We start from the raw sequence: 14644 nt of genomic DNA on the forward strand, positions 1-14644 counted from the left end.
ATAAGTAAAATTGCTGACTTTACATCTTTTCACAGTTTTTCAGAATAAATTGATTCATGTATAATAAAATTTATAACAATTTTTGAAGGAGGAAAATATAGTGAGTTTGATACATATTGCGGTACTTTTACCGTTAATATTCGCACTCATTATTCCAATCCTTTATCGTTTCTTTAAAAAGATTCATTTAGGATGGTTTGTATTACCTGTTCCTGTTGTCTTATTTATTTATTTTTTAACTTATATTTCAACTACTCAGTCAGGTAATACAGTAATAAAAACTTTCAATTGGATGCCACATATTGGTATGAATTTTGATATTTATCTTGATGGCTTAAGTATACTCTTTAGTTTGCTTATAACTGGCATTGGAAGTTTAGTAGTTCTTTATTCAATCGGTTATTTAGATAAATCTGAACGATTAGGGAATTTTTACTGTTATTTATTACTGTTTATGGGTGCAATGTTAGGCGTCGTACTCTCAGATAACGTCATTATCTTATATCTATTCTGGGAATTAACTTCATTCTCAAGTTTTTTACTCATTTCTTTTTGGAGAGAAAAGAAAGCTTCTATATATGGAGCACAAAAGTCACTGATTATTACTGTATTTGGAGGACTTAGTTTACTTGGCGGATTAATCTTAATTTCACTTGCAGGACAATCATTAAGTCTACATTATTTAATCCATCATGTATCTCAAATACAAGACAGTTCTTTCTTTACACTTGCAATGGTTTTAATTATGTTAGCAGCTTTCACAAAATCTGCACAAGTGCCATTTTACATTTGGTTACCTGATGCAATGGAGGCACCTACTCCTGTCAGTGCATATTTACATTCAGCCACGATGGTTAAAGCAGGGTTATATCTTGTTGCACGTTTAACCCCATTATTCGCGGTATCAGAAGGATGGATATGGACTATTACTTTAGTAGGCTTAATCACACTATTTTGGGCTTCATTAAATGCAACGAAACAACAAGATTTGAAAGGTATTCTAGCGTTTTCTACAGTTTCACAATTGGGAATGATTATGTCTATGCTAGGTATTGGAGCTATAAGTTATCATTTTGAAGGTAGTGAAAGTCAATTATATATCGCTGGTTTTACAGCAGCTGCTTTCCACTTAATTAACCATGCTACCTTTAAAGGCGCATTATTTATGATTACAGGTGCCATTGATCATGTGACAGGCACACGTGATGTAAAAAAACTGGGCGGTTTACTTACTATCATGCCAATTTCTTTTACTCTTACTGTAATTACAGCATTAAGTATGGCAGGTGTGCCACCATTTAATGGTTTCTTATCAAAAGAAAAATTCTTAGAGGCTATGATAGAAGCTACACACGCACCTCTATTTAGTTTAAATACTCTAGGTATTATTTTTCCAATTTTAGCGATTGTAGGTAGTATATTTACATTTGTATATTCAATTAAATTCGTACTACATGTATTCTTTGGTAAATATCATTCTGATTTATTACCTAAGAAAGCACATGAAGCATCATTATTAATGTTAATTTCACCAGCAATTCTAGCAACGCTAGTTGTTGTTTTTGGACTATTCCCTGGACTATTAACACATTCTATAATCGAACCAGCTACTAAAGCCATAAGTGGAATATCAACCGTACATGCAGAATTCCATATGTTCCATGGTATTACTCCTGCGTTCATCTCTACTTTAACGATTTGGATTGTAGGTATTATCTTATTATTTACGTTCAATTACTGGATTCGTTTATTAAAAGCACAACCAGACAACTTAAAATTAAATTATTGGTATGATACTACTGGCAAATGGTTACCAAATCATTCCGCTTCTCTAACTAATTATTATGTTAATGGGTATGTACGTGACAGTTTAGTCTTTATTTTTGGTACATTAATTGTGTTAACACTCATCACATTAGTGAGTGTACCGTTTAGCTTTAATTTTAAAAATATAAATACAATTCACATCTATGAAATGATTATTATCATAATACTTACTATCTCAGCGTTCTTAGTTGTTACAGCAACATCTCGTTTATTTAGTATTATTATGCTTAGTGTTGTTGGCTATGCAGTATCGGTTTTATTTGTTTTCTTTAAGGCACCTGATTTAGCTTTAACACAATTTGTTGTTGAGTCTATCTCAACGGGTCTATTTCTATTATGTTTCTATCACTTGCCTAACTTAAACCGCTATAATGAAAAAACATCATTTAAATTAACGAATGCTATTATCTCTATTGGTGTTGGTTTGGTAGTGACAATATTAGGTCTTATCGCTTATGGTAATAGACATTTTTCTTCTATTGGAGAGTATTACAAGGCACATGTTTATGACTTAGCACATGGTAAAAATATGGTTAACGTTATTCTCGTAGACTTCCGTGGTATGGATACCTTATTTGAATCTTCTGTATTAGGTATTGCAGGTCTTGCAGTTTACACGATGATTAAATTACGAAGTAAACGTAACAAAACAAGTGAGGTGGAAAGCAATGAATAGACAAAATAACAATTTAATGTTTCAGTATTCAGCTGTAATTATTGCTTTCTTAATTGCTCTTTTTGGTATTGCTTTATTTTTAGCAGGACATTACACACCAGGTGGAGGATTTGTTGGTGGATTGCTTCTATCAACCGCTTTAACCATTATTATGATTGCATTTGATATAAAAACAATGCGTAAAATCTTTCCTTGGGATTTTAAAATCTTAATTGGTATTGGTTTATTATTCTGTGTAAGTACGCCTATAGCAAGTTGGTTTTACGGAAAAAATTTCTTTACACATACAGAATTTAATATTCCATTACCACTTCTACACCCTGTTCATATGAATACACCAATGTTCTTCGACTTTGGCGTTATGTGTGCAGTAATTGGTACAGTAATGACTATTATTATAACGATTGGAGAGAACGAATAGTGGAAATTATTATGATTATTGTATGTGGCATACTTACATCAATCAGTGTCTATCTCGTTTTATCTAAAAGTTTAATACGTATTATTATGGGAACTACGCTGATTACACATGCATCAAATTTATTTTTAATTACTATGGGAGGATTGAAACATGGTGAAATGCCAATATATGAAAAAGATATTCATCACTATGTAGATCCAATCCCTCATGCATTAATACTTACTGCAATTGTTATTGCATTTGCAACTACTGCTTTTTTCTTAGTCTTAGCTTTTAGAACATATAAAGAATTAGGCACAGACAACATAGAACAAATGAAAGGAGTGCCTAGTGATGATAGCAACTAATATGGTTGTTCTTACATTAGTTATACCAATTATTACCGCTATTATTCTTATCTTTTTAGGACAACGCTATCCATTAAAGCGTGCGGTTACATTGATAGGTTTAGTTTTAACTTTGATTGTAGCGATGGTTAATTTAATTAATGTTAGTAAATTTGGTCCTCTTAAAGTAGAATTAGGTTCTTGGCCAGCCCCATATGGTATTATCTTTTTATTAGATACGTTAGGGGCAATGTTGATTGTAACGAGTATTATCATTACTCTGCTCATTACGATCTATTCTTTTTCAACTGCCGGAATCGATAGAGAGCGTTATTATTTTCATTTTTCAATCGTCTTTATGTTAGTGGGTATTATTGGTGCTTTCACTACTGGAGATATTTTTAACCTTTTCGTATTCTTTGAAGTCTTTTTAATGTCATCTTATGCATTGCTTGTATTAGGTGGTACACGTATTCAACTTCAAGAAACAGTAAAATATTTACTGATTAATGTTGTAACATCGACATTTTTCGTTATTGCTGTTGGTATATTATATTCAATTGTCGGCACTTTAAATATGGCTGACATTAGCGTAAAACTTAATGAATTATCTCATTCACATCAAGGATTATTAAGTATTGTCTTTATTTTGTTCATCTTTGTGTTTGCAACTAAAGCTGGTGTCTTTCCATTATATGTTTGGTTACCTGGATCATACTATGCGCCACCTTTTGCTATCATTGCATTCTTCGGTGCTTTATTAACTAAAGTTGGCGTCTATGCTATTTTAAGAACACTTAGTCTTTTCTTCCATAACACAATGAGTTTTTCTCACTATACTATTTTATTCTTAGCACTATTAACGATTATATTTGGATCCATCGGTGCCATTGCTTATTATGATATTAAAAAAATTATTTTATATAATATTATGATTGCAGTAGGTGTCATACTCGTTGGTGTTGCTATGATGAGTAAATTAGGAATTATAGGTGCTATATATTATACCATTCACGATATGTTAGTTAAGAGTGCACTTTTCTTAATTATTGGTGTCATGTATCAAATTACCAAAACATCAAATCTTAAGTCATTCGGTGGTTTAATTAAGACATATCCTATACTTGGTTGGTCTTTCTTTATTGCAGCTTTAAGCTTGGCTGGTATTCCCCCATTTAGTGGATTTTATGGAAAATACTTTATTGTAAAAGCCGCTTTTGAAAAAGGATTTTATATCAGTGCAATTATCGTATTACTTTCAAGTTTAATCGTACTCTATTCTGTGATTCGTATTTTCCTACATGGTTTCTTTGGTGAACCTAAGGGATATAAAATGAATAACAAAGTAAATGTAAAACAAGCTACAATCGTTTCAGTAATTGCCGTTGTCATTACTGTACTATTTGGTTTATCTGCTGATGCACTTTATCCATTTATATCAGAAGCTGCTAAATCTTTCTATGATCCTAATGTTTATATTAAAAGTGTATTAGGAGGTAGATACTAATGGCTCTTCAATTTGTGTTAAATATTATATTAGCTATTATATGGATGTTTTTAAGTGGCAGTTATACATTTAATAACTTTTTACTAGGATTTTTAATAGGAATTGGGCTTGTTTACTTATTTAAAAAAGTATTGCCTGGTAGTTTTTATTTAAAAAGAGTTTATAAAGTCATTAAATTGATTGTTGTCTTTTTTATAGAATTAATGAAAGCCAATATTGATGTATCCAAAATTGTGTTACAGCCAAGACTTAAAAATCAACCTGGCTTCTTTATTTATCACACAGATTTAAAACATGATTGGCAAATTGTTTTATTATCTAATTTAATCACTTTAACACCAGGAACTGTCGTTTTAGGTATTAGTGATGATAGAACTAAAATATACATTCACTCAATTGATTTTAGTACGAAAGAAGAAGAAGTTGAAAGTATTAAATCATCACTTGAAAAAGTAGTGAGAGAGGTGGGCGAAGCTTAATGGTAAAAACAATTATTATTATTGCTTTAATTGTCGTAGTATTATCGATGCTAGCAATGTTTATTCGTATTATTAAAGGTCCCACTTTACCTGATCGCGTCCTTGCATTAGACGCTATTGGCTTACAATTGATGGCGTGTGTTGCATTATATAGTGTGTTTATCGGCTCACAATACTTACTTGTAGTTATTTTACTTATTGGTATTTTAGCTTTCTTAGGTACAGCAGTATTCTCTAAATTTATAGATAAAGGTAAGGTGATTGAACGTGATAGCAAAAATCGTCATTAGTTTAGCCATCATTTTCATTATCTTAGGTGCATTGATCAGTGCAATTACTGCTATTGGTATTATTCGTTTAAAAGATGTCTATTCACGCGGTCATGCTGCAGGTAAATCTGCAACATTAGGTGCTATATTTTTATTATTTGGAACGTTTTTATATTTTATTGGAACAGAAGGATACGCCAATATGCAACTGATATTCGGCATTATTTTCATTTTAATTACTGGCCCTCTTTCTAGTCATTTAATGATGAAAGCATCATATAATAATAAAACGCCTTATACTAAAGATACAAAAATTGATGAACTTAAAGATGAATTTAATAATAAAAAAATATAATTTGATAAAAATCGAGGTACTTTCTTAAAGTGCTTCGATTTTTTGTTTTGAAAAAGATAGTTTTATGTTATTATAAATCGTAATAATTACGTTTTGAAGGAGTTTTATTATGCATTGGACTATTATTGGTGGCGGTATACAAGGAACCACTATAGCAATTAAGTTACGTGAAGCAGGAATATCCATCCAAAATCTTACAATTATCGATCCTCATGATTCTTTATGCGAACAATTTCATAAATACACAAATAGAATTGATATGTCTTACTTACGTTCACCTATTGTACATCATATTCATCCTGACCCATTTCATTTAAAAAAATTTGCAAAAATGAATCAGTATATTAATCCAACTTTTGATCGTTATCAAAGACCTCAAACAGAGATGTTTATGGATCACACATATGCTCAAATACATAACTATCATCTAAATCAATGTCATATTCAAAGTTATGTTCAACGCATTGAAAAAAAACAAAGAAAATGGAGTATTACAACAAGTCATCATTCTGTCATTCAAACTGATTGTGTTGTTTTAGCACAAGGATGTCATAATGAGCCTTTTATCCCTTCCGCATTTACTCAAGCTAAAGACGTATGTCATATATTTAGTGACCATTTTAATTCTCAATTATTTTCACAATCATCTCATGTCATTGGAAGTGGTATTTCAGCTGCTCATTTAACATTAAAGCTTTTAAAATTAGATAAAAATAAAATCGTTCATTTATGGATGAATAAAAATATAGATATTCAACATTTTGATGCCGATCCTGGTTGGCTAGGTCCTAAAAAAATGAAGGCCTTTTTAAATCATTCTTCACATGAAGAGAAACTTCAAACAGTGTTAAAAGAAAGACATAAAGGTTCAATGCCTCGCGAGTTATATTTACGCTTAAAGAAATATGTTCAAAATAAAAGACTTATCATCCATAAAGAAGAGATTAAGGACTTAAAATCGCATCAAATTGTTACTGAAAATTTAAATATCCCATATGATTACATTCTTTTAGCAACTGGATTTAAGTCTTCAATTTTGCAGCAACCCATGATACAATCTCTAATTCAAAATGCTAACGCCCCCCTCCTATCTTGTGGATTTCCAAACATCACACATAAATTAGAATGGTTACCTCATTTATTTGTTGCTGGTGGACTAGCTGATTTAGAACTTGGTCCATTTGCTAGAAATATCATGGGAGGTAAAGAAGCAGCTCAAAGAATTTATAGCGTATTTCAAAGAATAGATCCCCATAGAGAAGTATCATAAATACAAAATACTAGCCCGTAGATGAATATTTCTACGGGCTAGTATTTTATAATTTGTTATTTTAATGGTTTAATCCCTATTGTACCTCTCATGATACTAATTAATTTATCTTGCTCACTTTTAATTTCAATATTCCATACTTGTGTCGTATGACCTTTATGAATAATAGAAGCGGTAGCAATCACGCGTCCCTCTTTTACTGAGTGAATATGATTGGCATTCATTTCTAAACCTAATGGGATAAAGTGTTTCGTATCAATTAAATGAGCAGCGCCTAATGAACAAGCTGTTTCACCTAATGCAATACTTGCACCACCATGTAGATAGCCAAAGGGTTGTTTAACCTTATCAGTGACTGGCATAGAAATTACAACTATTCCCTCATCTACTGTTTCGATTTTCATATCAAATGTTTCAAGTAAATTAGACATGTTGTCACCTCTTTTTTTCTATAATACCATTGCAGCTATTGTACCAAAAATCATCAATGGAACATTATAGAAAAGGAAGTTAGGTATACATGTATCTCTAATGTGATCATGTTGACCATCTACATTAAGACCTGCTGTGGGTCCAAGTGTTGAATCACTTGCTGGTGAACCAGAATCTCCAAGTGCAGCAGCTGTTCCTACTAAAGCAATTAATGCCATATTATCTAAACCAAGAGATGAACCTAGTGGTATAAATAAAGCTGCAATAATTGGAATCGTAGCAAAAGATGATCCAATGCCTAACGTAACAATAAGGCCGACAATATACATTGCAATAATAGTAATTAACTTATGTCCATTTGTAATCTCAGTTAAACTAGAAACTAATTTTTCAATATCACCAGTAGCATTCATGACACCGGCAAAACCGTTAGCTGATAAAATAACGACACCAATAAATGACATTATTTTTATTCCTTCTACAAATTGGCTATCTAATTCATTCCATTTATAAATACCAGAAATAAAGAATATCAGCACTCCTGCTAATGCTCCAAAAATCATTGAATCCGTAAATGTTTGAACTAAGAAAGTAGCGAAAATAGCAACAATCGTAATAACTAATACATATGGCCGAATTTCTGCTACTTCTTCTCCATTATCTTTCAATCTCTCTTGCTTATATTCACGTGGTTTACGATAAACAAACAATCCAATAACTAAACCGACAATATAACCAAGTGAAGGAATTAACATTGCTTTCCAAATCATATTAAATTCGATAGGATGATGCGCTTTTTGAAATCCGCTTTGTATAATTTGGTGGAAAATCTGTCCAAAGCCATAAGGTAGTAAAACATATGGCCAACATAAACCAAATCCTATAACTAAACCAATTAATCGTCTATCAATTTTCAGATCGTTAAATAGACTAAGTAATGGTGGAATTACAATTGGTATAAATGCAATATGTACTGGAATTAAGTTCTGACTCATAATACTCATTGCTAGTAATACTAAAATAATAATCACTTTTACTTTAATCCTTGATAAGCGACTATTCTCAGTATGAATCGCACGAATAATTTTATTTACTAAATAATCTGTGATGCCACTATACGATATCAGTGCTGCAAAGCCCCCTAATAAAGCGTAACTTAATGCCACTTCCGAACCATCTACAATATTTTTACCGAATACACTAATTACTTTGTTTAAACTCATGCCAGATATTAGACCACCTACAAGTGAACTAATAAATAAACTAATGATAACATTCAGCCTTAAGAGACATAATATAATCATTAATATTACAGCAATAACTACAGCATTAAACATTATACTCACATCCTTTATTACTCTACCGAACTAAAGTGTATAATTATGTGATTAATAATATCAAGTAGTCAGGCGGTTGTCAACGCCTAATATAATAGTATTTTAAAAATGTTTAAAAAAAATAAACGTCTAAGGTATCAATTTACCTCAGACATTTATCTATTTTGTCTCAAAATGAATGTATATTCATCTCTAATATCTATTCTATTTTGATTGTCGTAACCAATTCACTATGGTCATTATCATGCTTCCTGTCGGACCTTTAGGACCTTTATAGTTATCTTTATTAATCGTCGCAGGACCTGCAATATCAAAATGAATATGTGGCGTTTGCCCACTAAAATGCGTAACGAAAGCTGCAGCAAATAAGGCTTTACCTTGTCCATTTGTATGATTCACTAAATCAGCGACATCTGTATTACGAATCAATTGTTGTTCAGTTTGAGTAATAGGCAATTCAAAAGCGAATTCATCAACTTCTCTAGCACTTTCTAAAATGTGTTTCATATCTTCATCTGCATTCGAACTAAATAAAGCCGCCTTATCTTCTCCTAATGCCGCTATAGCAGCACCTGTAAGAGTAGCAAAATCACATATTAAACGTGGTTGAAATTGATTTGCATAAAATACGCCGTCTCCTAAAACTAAACGACCTTCAGCATCGCTATTTAAAACTTCTACTGTTTCACCATTTAAGGCAGTATATACATCATCTGGTTTCATAGCCTGTTGACTAATCATATTTTCTGCAGAGACAATGACACCTACAATATTTACTGGTAAAGATAATTTAGACGCAGCATCAATCATTCCTACAACATTAGCAGCACCACACATATCAAATTTCATTGTTTGCATCCCCATTTTAGATTTGATGCTATAACCACCAGAATCATATGTAATCCCTTTCCCAACTAATGCAATAGGCGCTTCATTTTTATCTGTTCCATGATACGTTAAAGTAATAACAACAGGAGGGTGAGTGGATCCTTTACCTACAGCATGTAGTAAACCAAAACCTTCTGATAACAATGTGTCATTATTTTTAATATCTACTGAAACAGAAGACGATTTAAAGTGATGTGCTACTTTATTTGCAAAGTATTCTGGAGTAAGTATATTGGGAGGCATATTACTAAAGTCACGTGCTATATTCACCGATTCACCAATTAAATATCCTGCTTTTATATTTTTTATATCCTCATCACTATTAGATGATTCTATATATAATTCCAGTTGATATGGTGTGGATTTGTTAGATTTATAGTTGTTAAATTCATAAATCGATTGTCTACTTTGTAATCCAAAAATCTCTGCAATACTTGTTTTGTCAATTTGTTTTGAATTAAATGTCTCAAAAAGAACATTGGCTTCTGTAACACGTTCTTTTTTTAGATATTGAAAAAGTGTACCAAACACTTTTAAAAATGAAGCATAAGATAATGTTTTCAAATTTCCTAGTCCAACCGTAATTAAACGTTTAGGTTCATTATTTATGTATAAAATAGTCGAAGATGTTTTTCCTAATTGACTACTTACAATATGACGATGTCGGTCATTTTCAATAGTTTGTGTAAGGTCACTATTTTGATACGTGATCTTTCCAATTTGATTAAGATGATCGGGTACTCCTAGAATAATAACGTCGGTCATTTTATTCGAATCATAATTAAAATGTATCATATAACTCTCCTTTAAAATAAAGGAGTGAGATATTGAAATCTATTTTGCTTCACAGATTTCTGTCTCACTCCTTAATGATTAAATATTTAATTTATTAACTTAGAATTTACCTTTTTTAAATGCTAAGCCAACGCCACCCATTTTGAATACAGCACGTGTATCAATCACTTTTTTCATGAACGCAGCTTTTTTACCAGTAATGTCTCTACCAAACACATGACCTACACCATCATGTGAACCTAAAGAACAAACTGTACCACGATCAATATATTCGAAATCAGTTGTAGCTTGGCCATTTAAGATATTTTCAATATTTTTAGCAACATGCGCACCTTGTTGCATAGCAATTTGAGCAGTTGTTGGTAATGGTCGTTCCTCACCTGCTGGGATAAACGCAGAAACATCACCAATAACGAAGATATCATCATGACCATCGATTGTTAAATCTTGTTTAGTTACGATACGACCACGTTTTACACCTTCGAATGATTCTTCCATAAGTTGACTACCGCGAACTCCAGCAGCCCACACTGCAGTATTGGCTTCAAGTTGTTGTTCTTGATCATTTGTTTTGACTTTGAAACCTTTTTCATTACAAGCAACGATTGGCGTACCAATTTTAAATTCAACGCCACGTTCTTCTAAATAATTTACTACATAATTTACAAGATTTTCTGAGAACATTGGTAAAATTTTAGGCATAGCTTCAACACATGTAATTCTAACTTTATTTTGATCTACGCCATATTTATTACATAATTCAGGAATTCTATCTGTTAATTCACCTAAGAATTCAATACCTGTAAATCCAGCGCCACCTACTAAAATTGCTAAATCATTTTCATCTTTCTCTTTTGATGCAGCGTAGTTAGCAAATTTATCTTCAATATGACGAGATAATTCGCGAGCAGTATGAATATTTTCAATTTGGAATGCATGTTCTTTCATTCCGTTAATACCGAATGTTTCACTTTCAAATCCTAAAGCAACAACTAAAATATCATATTCAAAAATACCGTGAGTAGTTTCTACTTTTTTAGCATTTCTATCAATTTTAGTTACTTCTGCATTAATGAAGTTGACTTTATTTTTGTCAATTACACTTTCAATTGGATAAATTAAATCTTCATAATTTAACGTACCAGCTGACGCTTCGTGTAACCAAGTTGCTTCATAATGATATTTGTTTTTGTTAACTAAAGTGATTTCTGCTTCATTTGCAGATATTTCTTTTTGTAATTTAGTAACTGCTTGTAAACCTGCATATCCTGCGCCTAATACAAGTACTTTTTTACGATTTTGTGCCATTTCATTCACCTAAGCTTTCGTATTTTTTCTTAAATGTAGATAAAGGCTACAAGTTTCAGAACATGTTGAAACATAGCATTTTTATAATACAATAGTATTGTAAAAATACTAATTGTTTCGAAAAACTTTGAACTTAACCTATTTGTTCATCCCCATTTATAGTCTTAGTCAACACTTTTATATCCATTTTGTAAACATTTATTCACAAAAAAGACAAAATTTAATCCACTTCCAATTTTATAGTTTTTATATTATATTTTCAAGCAACAACAGAACGATTATTTAAATTTATTATTACTATATTGTATTAACTTAAGAATATGAAACTTAACAATTTTCAGGATGTCCAGCTACTTTTGCTGTTCTAAAAGAACTGCCGCATCCGCATGATACAATTGCATTTGGATTGTCGATTTGGAATCCACCACCCATTAGTGATTGTTTAAAATCAATTTTAGTGCCATTCAGTACGGGAGCATCATCTTTATCTACTAAAACTTTTAATCCATAATATTCTAATACTTCATCATTTGATCCTGGAGCTTCTTCTGCAGACATACCATATGTTAAACCTGTACATCCGCCACCATTCACTTTAATTTTTAAATAACCGTTTTCCATATGATTACTTTTCAACATGTCTTTTACTTCATAAGCTGCTGCTTCAGTAAGTGTTACTGTTGGCATTTCTAATCACTCCTATAATAAGTTTGTAAAATCATTTTCTTCTATGTGTTTATAAATATTGTTTAACAAATCTTCAGGTGTATCCCCTTCTACGACTTCTCCATCTACCAATGCATATAACCCAGAAGAACATAAACCACAATTATTGAGACATCCATATTCTAACACATCTACTTCAGGATCACTTTCAAGTTTATCGTAAACGTAGTCTCCGCCTTTGGCCATATTCGATATACAGAATTCGACTAATGGAAACATACTTCACCTTCTTTTTAATTTAATTACATTATTATAACAAATCTCTTTATATGTTGCATTGCTATGGTTTTTAACTATTTGTATTTTGCAATAACATTTTACATTCATTTGTCGTTATTATTAAAAACATATATAATAAAATTATATTAATCTTTCATTTATTTGTTAGGGGACAATAAATGAAAAATAAGCGTTAAAATAGGCTGAATCACTTAATATTGAACCTATACTTTATTTATACAATCTGAAATTATAAAGGTCTGACATTCATAATACATAGCCAATTGATTTTAATGTAAAGGGGTAACATAATATGAAAAATTTAGTTCTACTTGGTGGAGGATATGGTAATATGCGTATTATGTCGCGCATTCTTCCAGATGTTCTTCCTCAAGAATACACATTAACTCTTATAGATCGAATGCCGTTTCATGGTTTAAAACCTGAATTCTATGCACTCGCTGCAGGCACAAAATCTGATAGTGATGTGCGAATGAATTTTCCTAATTCACATCGTGTAAATACAATTTATGGAGAAATAAGTAATATTGACTTAGATAACCAAATTGTTTCGGTAGCACAAACTAAAGTAGATTATAATGAGTTGATTATCGGACTAGGTTGTGAAGATAAATATCATAATGTTCTAGGAGCTAAAGAATACACTCATAGTATTCAAACGCTTTCTAAAGCCCGTGAAACGTTTCATAGTATTAGCGAGCTACCTAAAGGAGCGCGTGTTGGAATTGTAGGAGCTGGCTTGAGTGGTATTGAATTAGCAAGTGAACTACGTGAAAGTCGCACAGATTTAGAAATTATTTTATATGATCGTGGACCTCGTATATTAAGAAATTTTCCAGAAAAATTAAGTAATTATATTGCGAAGTGGTTCCGCGAAAATAATGTAAACGTGGTTCCTAATTCATTGATTGATAAAGTTGAGCAAGGAACAATTTATAATAATGGTACACCAGAACCTGTTGATATTGTAGTATGGACAGCAGGTATTCAACCCGTTGAAATTGTAAGGAAACTGCCTATTGATACTAATAAAAGTGGTCGCGTTATCGTTAATCAATATCATCAAGTACCGACTTATAAAAATGTTTATGTAGTTGGAGATTGCGCAGCTTTACCACATGCGCCAAGTGCTCAATTAGCAGAAGTACAGGGGGATCAAATTGCCGATGTACTAAAAAAACAATGGAATCATGAACCACTTCCTGAAAAAATGCCTGAATTAAAAGTTCAAGGTTTCTTAGGTTCTCTAGGAGAGAAAAAAGGGTTTGCCTATATTATGGATCGTACAGTTACAGGACGTTTAGCGCATATATTAAAATCAGGTGTTTTATGGCTATATAAATATCATAATGGATAAATACAACTGGGAAGCGGGACAGAATTTAATTTCAATTCATCATCTCAAGCTTCCCCTCATTTTTATAAAAAATCGAATACTCCACTTTGCATTAATTATTTATAATATATTGATCTATAAAATGAGTCACTTTTTTTGACTGAATATAACCGTCAGCCACATATTCATCGTTCATTGTAATAAGCGGGTAAAACAACTCATCATTTTCAATTTGCTCAATATATTGTTGATCATGATCACTTAAATTTTCAGTTTCTTTTTGAAAATCGATATATGTATATTCGAAATGAATATTAGGATATTTTCTTTCTAATAATGGTTTTAGCCACTCATACGTATTTTTAGAAGTTGGTGCATTGACACAACTAGCACACACTACATCCGCACCGTAAACAACAACACTTACTTTTGTCATATATTAATCCCCCGTT

The 14644-nt window shown here is 31.6% G+C and carries 16 protein-coding genes; 9 read left to right on the forward strand and 7 right to left on the reverse strand.

Annotated features, from left to right (window positions below):
* Nucleotides 1-100 precede the first annotated feature (100 nt).
* The 8 genes from BDW25_RS03345 (at nucleotide 101) to BDW25_RS03380 (ending at nucleotide 7130) form a co-directional block, all read left to right on the forward strand.
* Nucleotides 101-2503 carry a Na+/H+ antiporter subunit A gene (locus BDW25_RS03345; protein ID WP_049437462.1) on the forward strand — a complete coding sequence of 801 codons (2403 nt, stop codon included), beginning with the start codon at nucleotides 101-103 and terminating at the stop codon, nucleotides 2501-2503.
* Nucleotides 2496-2924 carry a Na(+)/H(+) antiporter subunit B gene (locus BDW25_RS03350; RefSeq protein ID WP_049437464.1) on the forward strand — a complete coding sequence of 143 codons (429 nt, stop codon included), beginning with the start codon at nucleotides 2496-2498 and terminating at the stop codon, nucleotides 2922-2924. Before BDW25_RS03345 ends, BDW25_RS03350 begins: the two co-directional genes overlap by 8 nt.
* Nucleotides 2924-3271, forward strand: a complete 348-nt coding sequence (mnhC1, locus tag BDW25_RS03355) for a Na+/H+ antiporter Mnh1 subunit C (protein ID WP_002448250.1) — start codon at nucleotides 2924-2926, stop codon at nucleotides 3269-3271. Before BDW25_RS03350 ends, mnhC1 begins: the two co-directional genes overlap by 1 nt.
* The gene (locus BDW25_RS03360; RefSeq protein ID WP_002455550.1) at nucleotides 3258-4757 is read left to right on the forward strand and encodes a Na+/H+ antiporter subunit D; all 1500 of its coding nucleotides are present in this window, start codon (nucleotides 3258-3260) and stop codon (nucleotides 4755-4757) included. Before mnhC1 ends, BDW25_RS03360 begins: the two co-directional genes overlap by 14 nt.
* Nucleotides 4757-5236, forward strand: a complete 480-nt coding sequence (locus tag BDW25_RS03365) for a Na+/H+ antiporter subunit E (RefSeq protein WP_002448220.1) — start codon at nucleotides 4757-4759, stop codon at nucleotides 5234-5236. The genes BDW25_RS03360 and BDW25_RS03365 overlap by 1 nt, the downstream gene beginning before the upstream one ends.
* The gene (locus BDW25_RS03370; protein ID WP_002448178.1) at nucleotides 5236-5526 is read left to right on the forward strand and encodes a Na(+)/H(+) antiporter subunit F1; all 291 of its coding nucleotides are present in this window, start codon (nucleotides 5236-5238) and stop codon (nucleotides 5524-5526) included. Before BDW25_RS03365 ends, BDW25_RS03370 begins: the two co-directional genes overlap by 1 nt.
* Complete coding sequence (locus BDW25_RS03375; RefSeq protein WP_002448137.1) at nucleotides 5504-5860, forward strand: Na+/H+ antiporter subunit G1; 357 nt, start codon at nucleotides 5504-5506, stop codon at nucleotides 5858-5860. The genes BDW25_RS03370 and BDW25_RS03375 overlap by 23 nt, the downstream gene beginning before the upstream one ends.
* Nucleotides 5861-5969: 109 nt before the next feature.
* A complete protein-coding gene (locus BDW25_RS03380) occupies nucleotides 5970-7130 on the forward strand; it encodes an NAD(P)-binding domain-containing protein (protein ID WP_133944833.1) in 1161 nt (386 codons plus the stop codon).
* A 56-nt stretch (nucleotides 7131-7186) separates the two neighbouring features.
* On the opposite strand, the gene BDW25_RS03385 is transcribed toward BDW25_RS03380, so the two are convergent.
* The 6 genes from BDW25_RS03385 to BDW25_RS03410 form a co-directional block, all read right to left on the reverse strand.
* On the reverse strand, nucleotides 7187-7561 hold the full coding sequence (locus BDW25_RS03385; protein WP_002455552.1) for a PaaI family thioesterase: 375 nt from the start codon (nucleotides 7559-7561) through the stop codon (nucleotides 7187-7189).
* An 18-nt stretch (nucleotides 7562-7579) separates the two neighbouring features.
* Complete coding sequence (locus tag BDW25_RS03390; protein WP_002455553.1) at nucleotides 7580-8899, reverse strand: Na+/H+ antiporter family protein; 1320 nt, start codon at nucleotides 8897-8899, stop codon at nucleotides 7580-7582.
* A gap of 204 nt (nucleotides 8900-9103) precedes the next feature.
* Nucleotides 9104-10582, reverse strand: a complete 1479-nt coding sequence (locus BDW25_RS03395; protein ID WP_002455554.1) for a M17 family metallopeptidase — start codon at nucleotides 10580-10582, stop codon at nucleotides 9104-9106.
* Between the two features lie 99 nt (nucleotides 10583-10681).
* Entirely contained in the window at nucleotides 10682-11890 is a 1209-nt protein-coding gene (locus BDW25_RS03400) for an NAD(P)/FAD-dependent oxidoreductase (protein ID WP_002455555.1), read from the reverse strand.
* A 327-nt stretch (nucleotides 11891-12217) separates the two neighbouring features.
* Complete coding sequence (locus BDW25_RS03405; protein ID WP_049437469.1) at nucleotides 12218-12577, reverse strand: HesB/IscA family protein; 360 nt, start codon at nucleotides 12575-12577, stop codon at nucleotides 12218-12220.
* Nucleotides 12578-12589: 12 nt separating this feature from the next.
* Nucleotides 12590-12835, reverse strand: a complete 246-nt coding sequence (locus tag BDW25_RS03410; RefSeq protein ID WP_002448156.1) for a YuzB family protein — start codon at nucleotides 12833-12835, stop codon at nucleotides 12590-12592.
* Between the two features lie 313 nt (nucleotides 12836-13148).
* Between BDW25_RS03410 and BDW25_RS03415 the strand changes: the two genes are divergently transcribed.
* Nucleotides 13149-14213: an NAD(P)/FAD-dependent oxidoreductase gene (locus BDW25_RS03415; RefSeq protein WP_002448053.1), complete on the forward strand. Its 1065-nt coding sequence runs from the start codon at nucleotides 13149-13151 to the stop codon at nucleotides 14211-14213.
* Between the two features lie 91 nt (nucleotides 14214-14304).
* Here BDW25_RS03415 and BDW25_RS03420 read toward each other — a convergent pair whose 3' ends face one another.
* On the reverse strand, nucleotides 14305-14628 hold the full coding sequence (locus BDW25_RS03420; RefSeq protein WP_002448149.1) for a YuzD family protein: 324 nt from the start codon (nucleotides 14626-14628) through the stop codon (nucleotides 14305-14307).
* Nucleotides 14629-14644: the final 16 nt, after the last annotated feature.

Source organism: Staphylococcus sp. AtDRG32 (assembly GCF_004365845.1).
Lineage (GTDB): Bacteria > Bacillota > Bacilli > Staphylococcales > Staphylococcaceae > Staphylococcus > Staphylococcus hominis.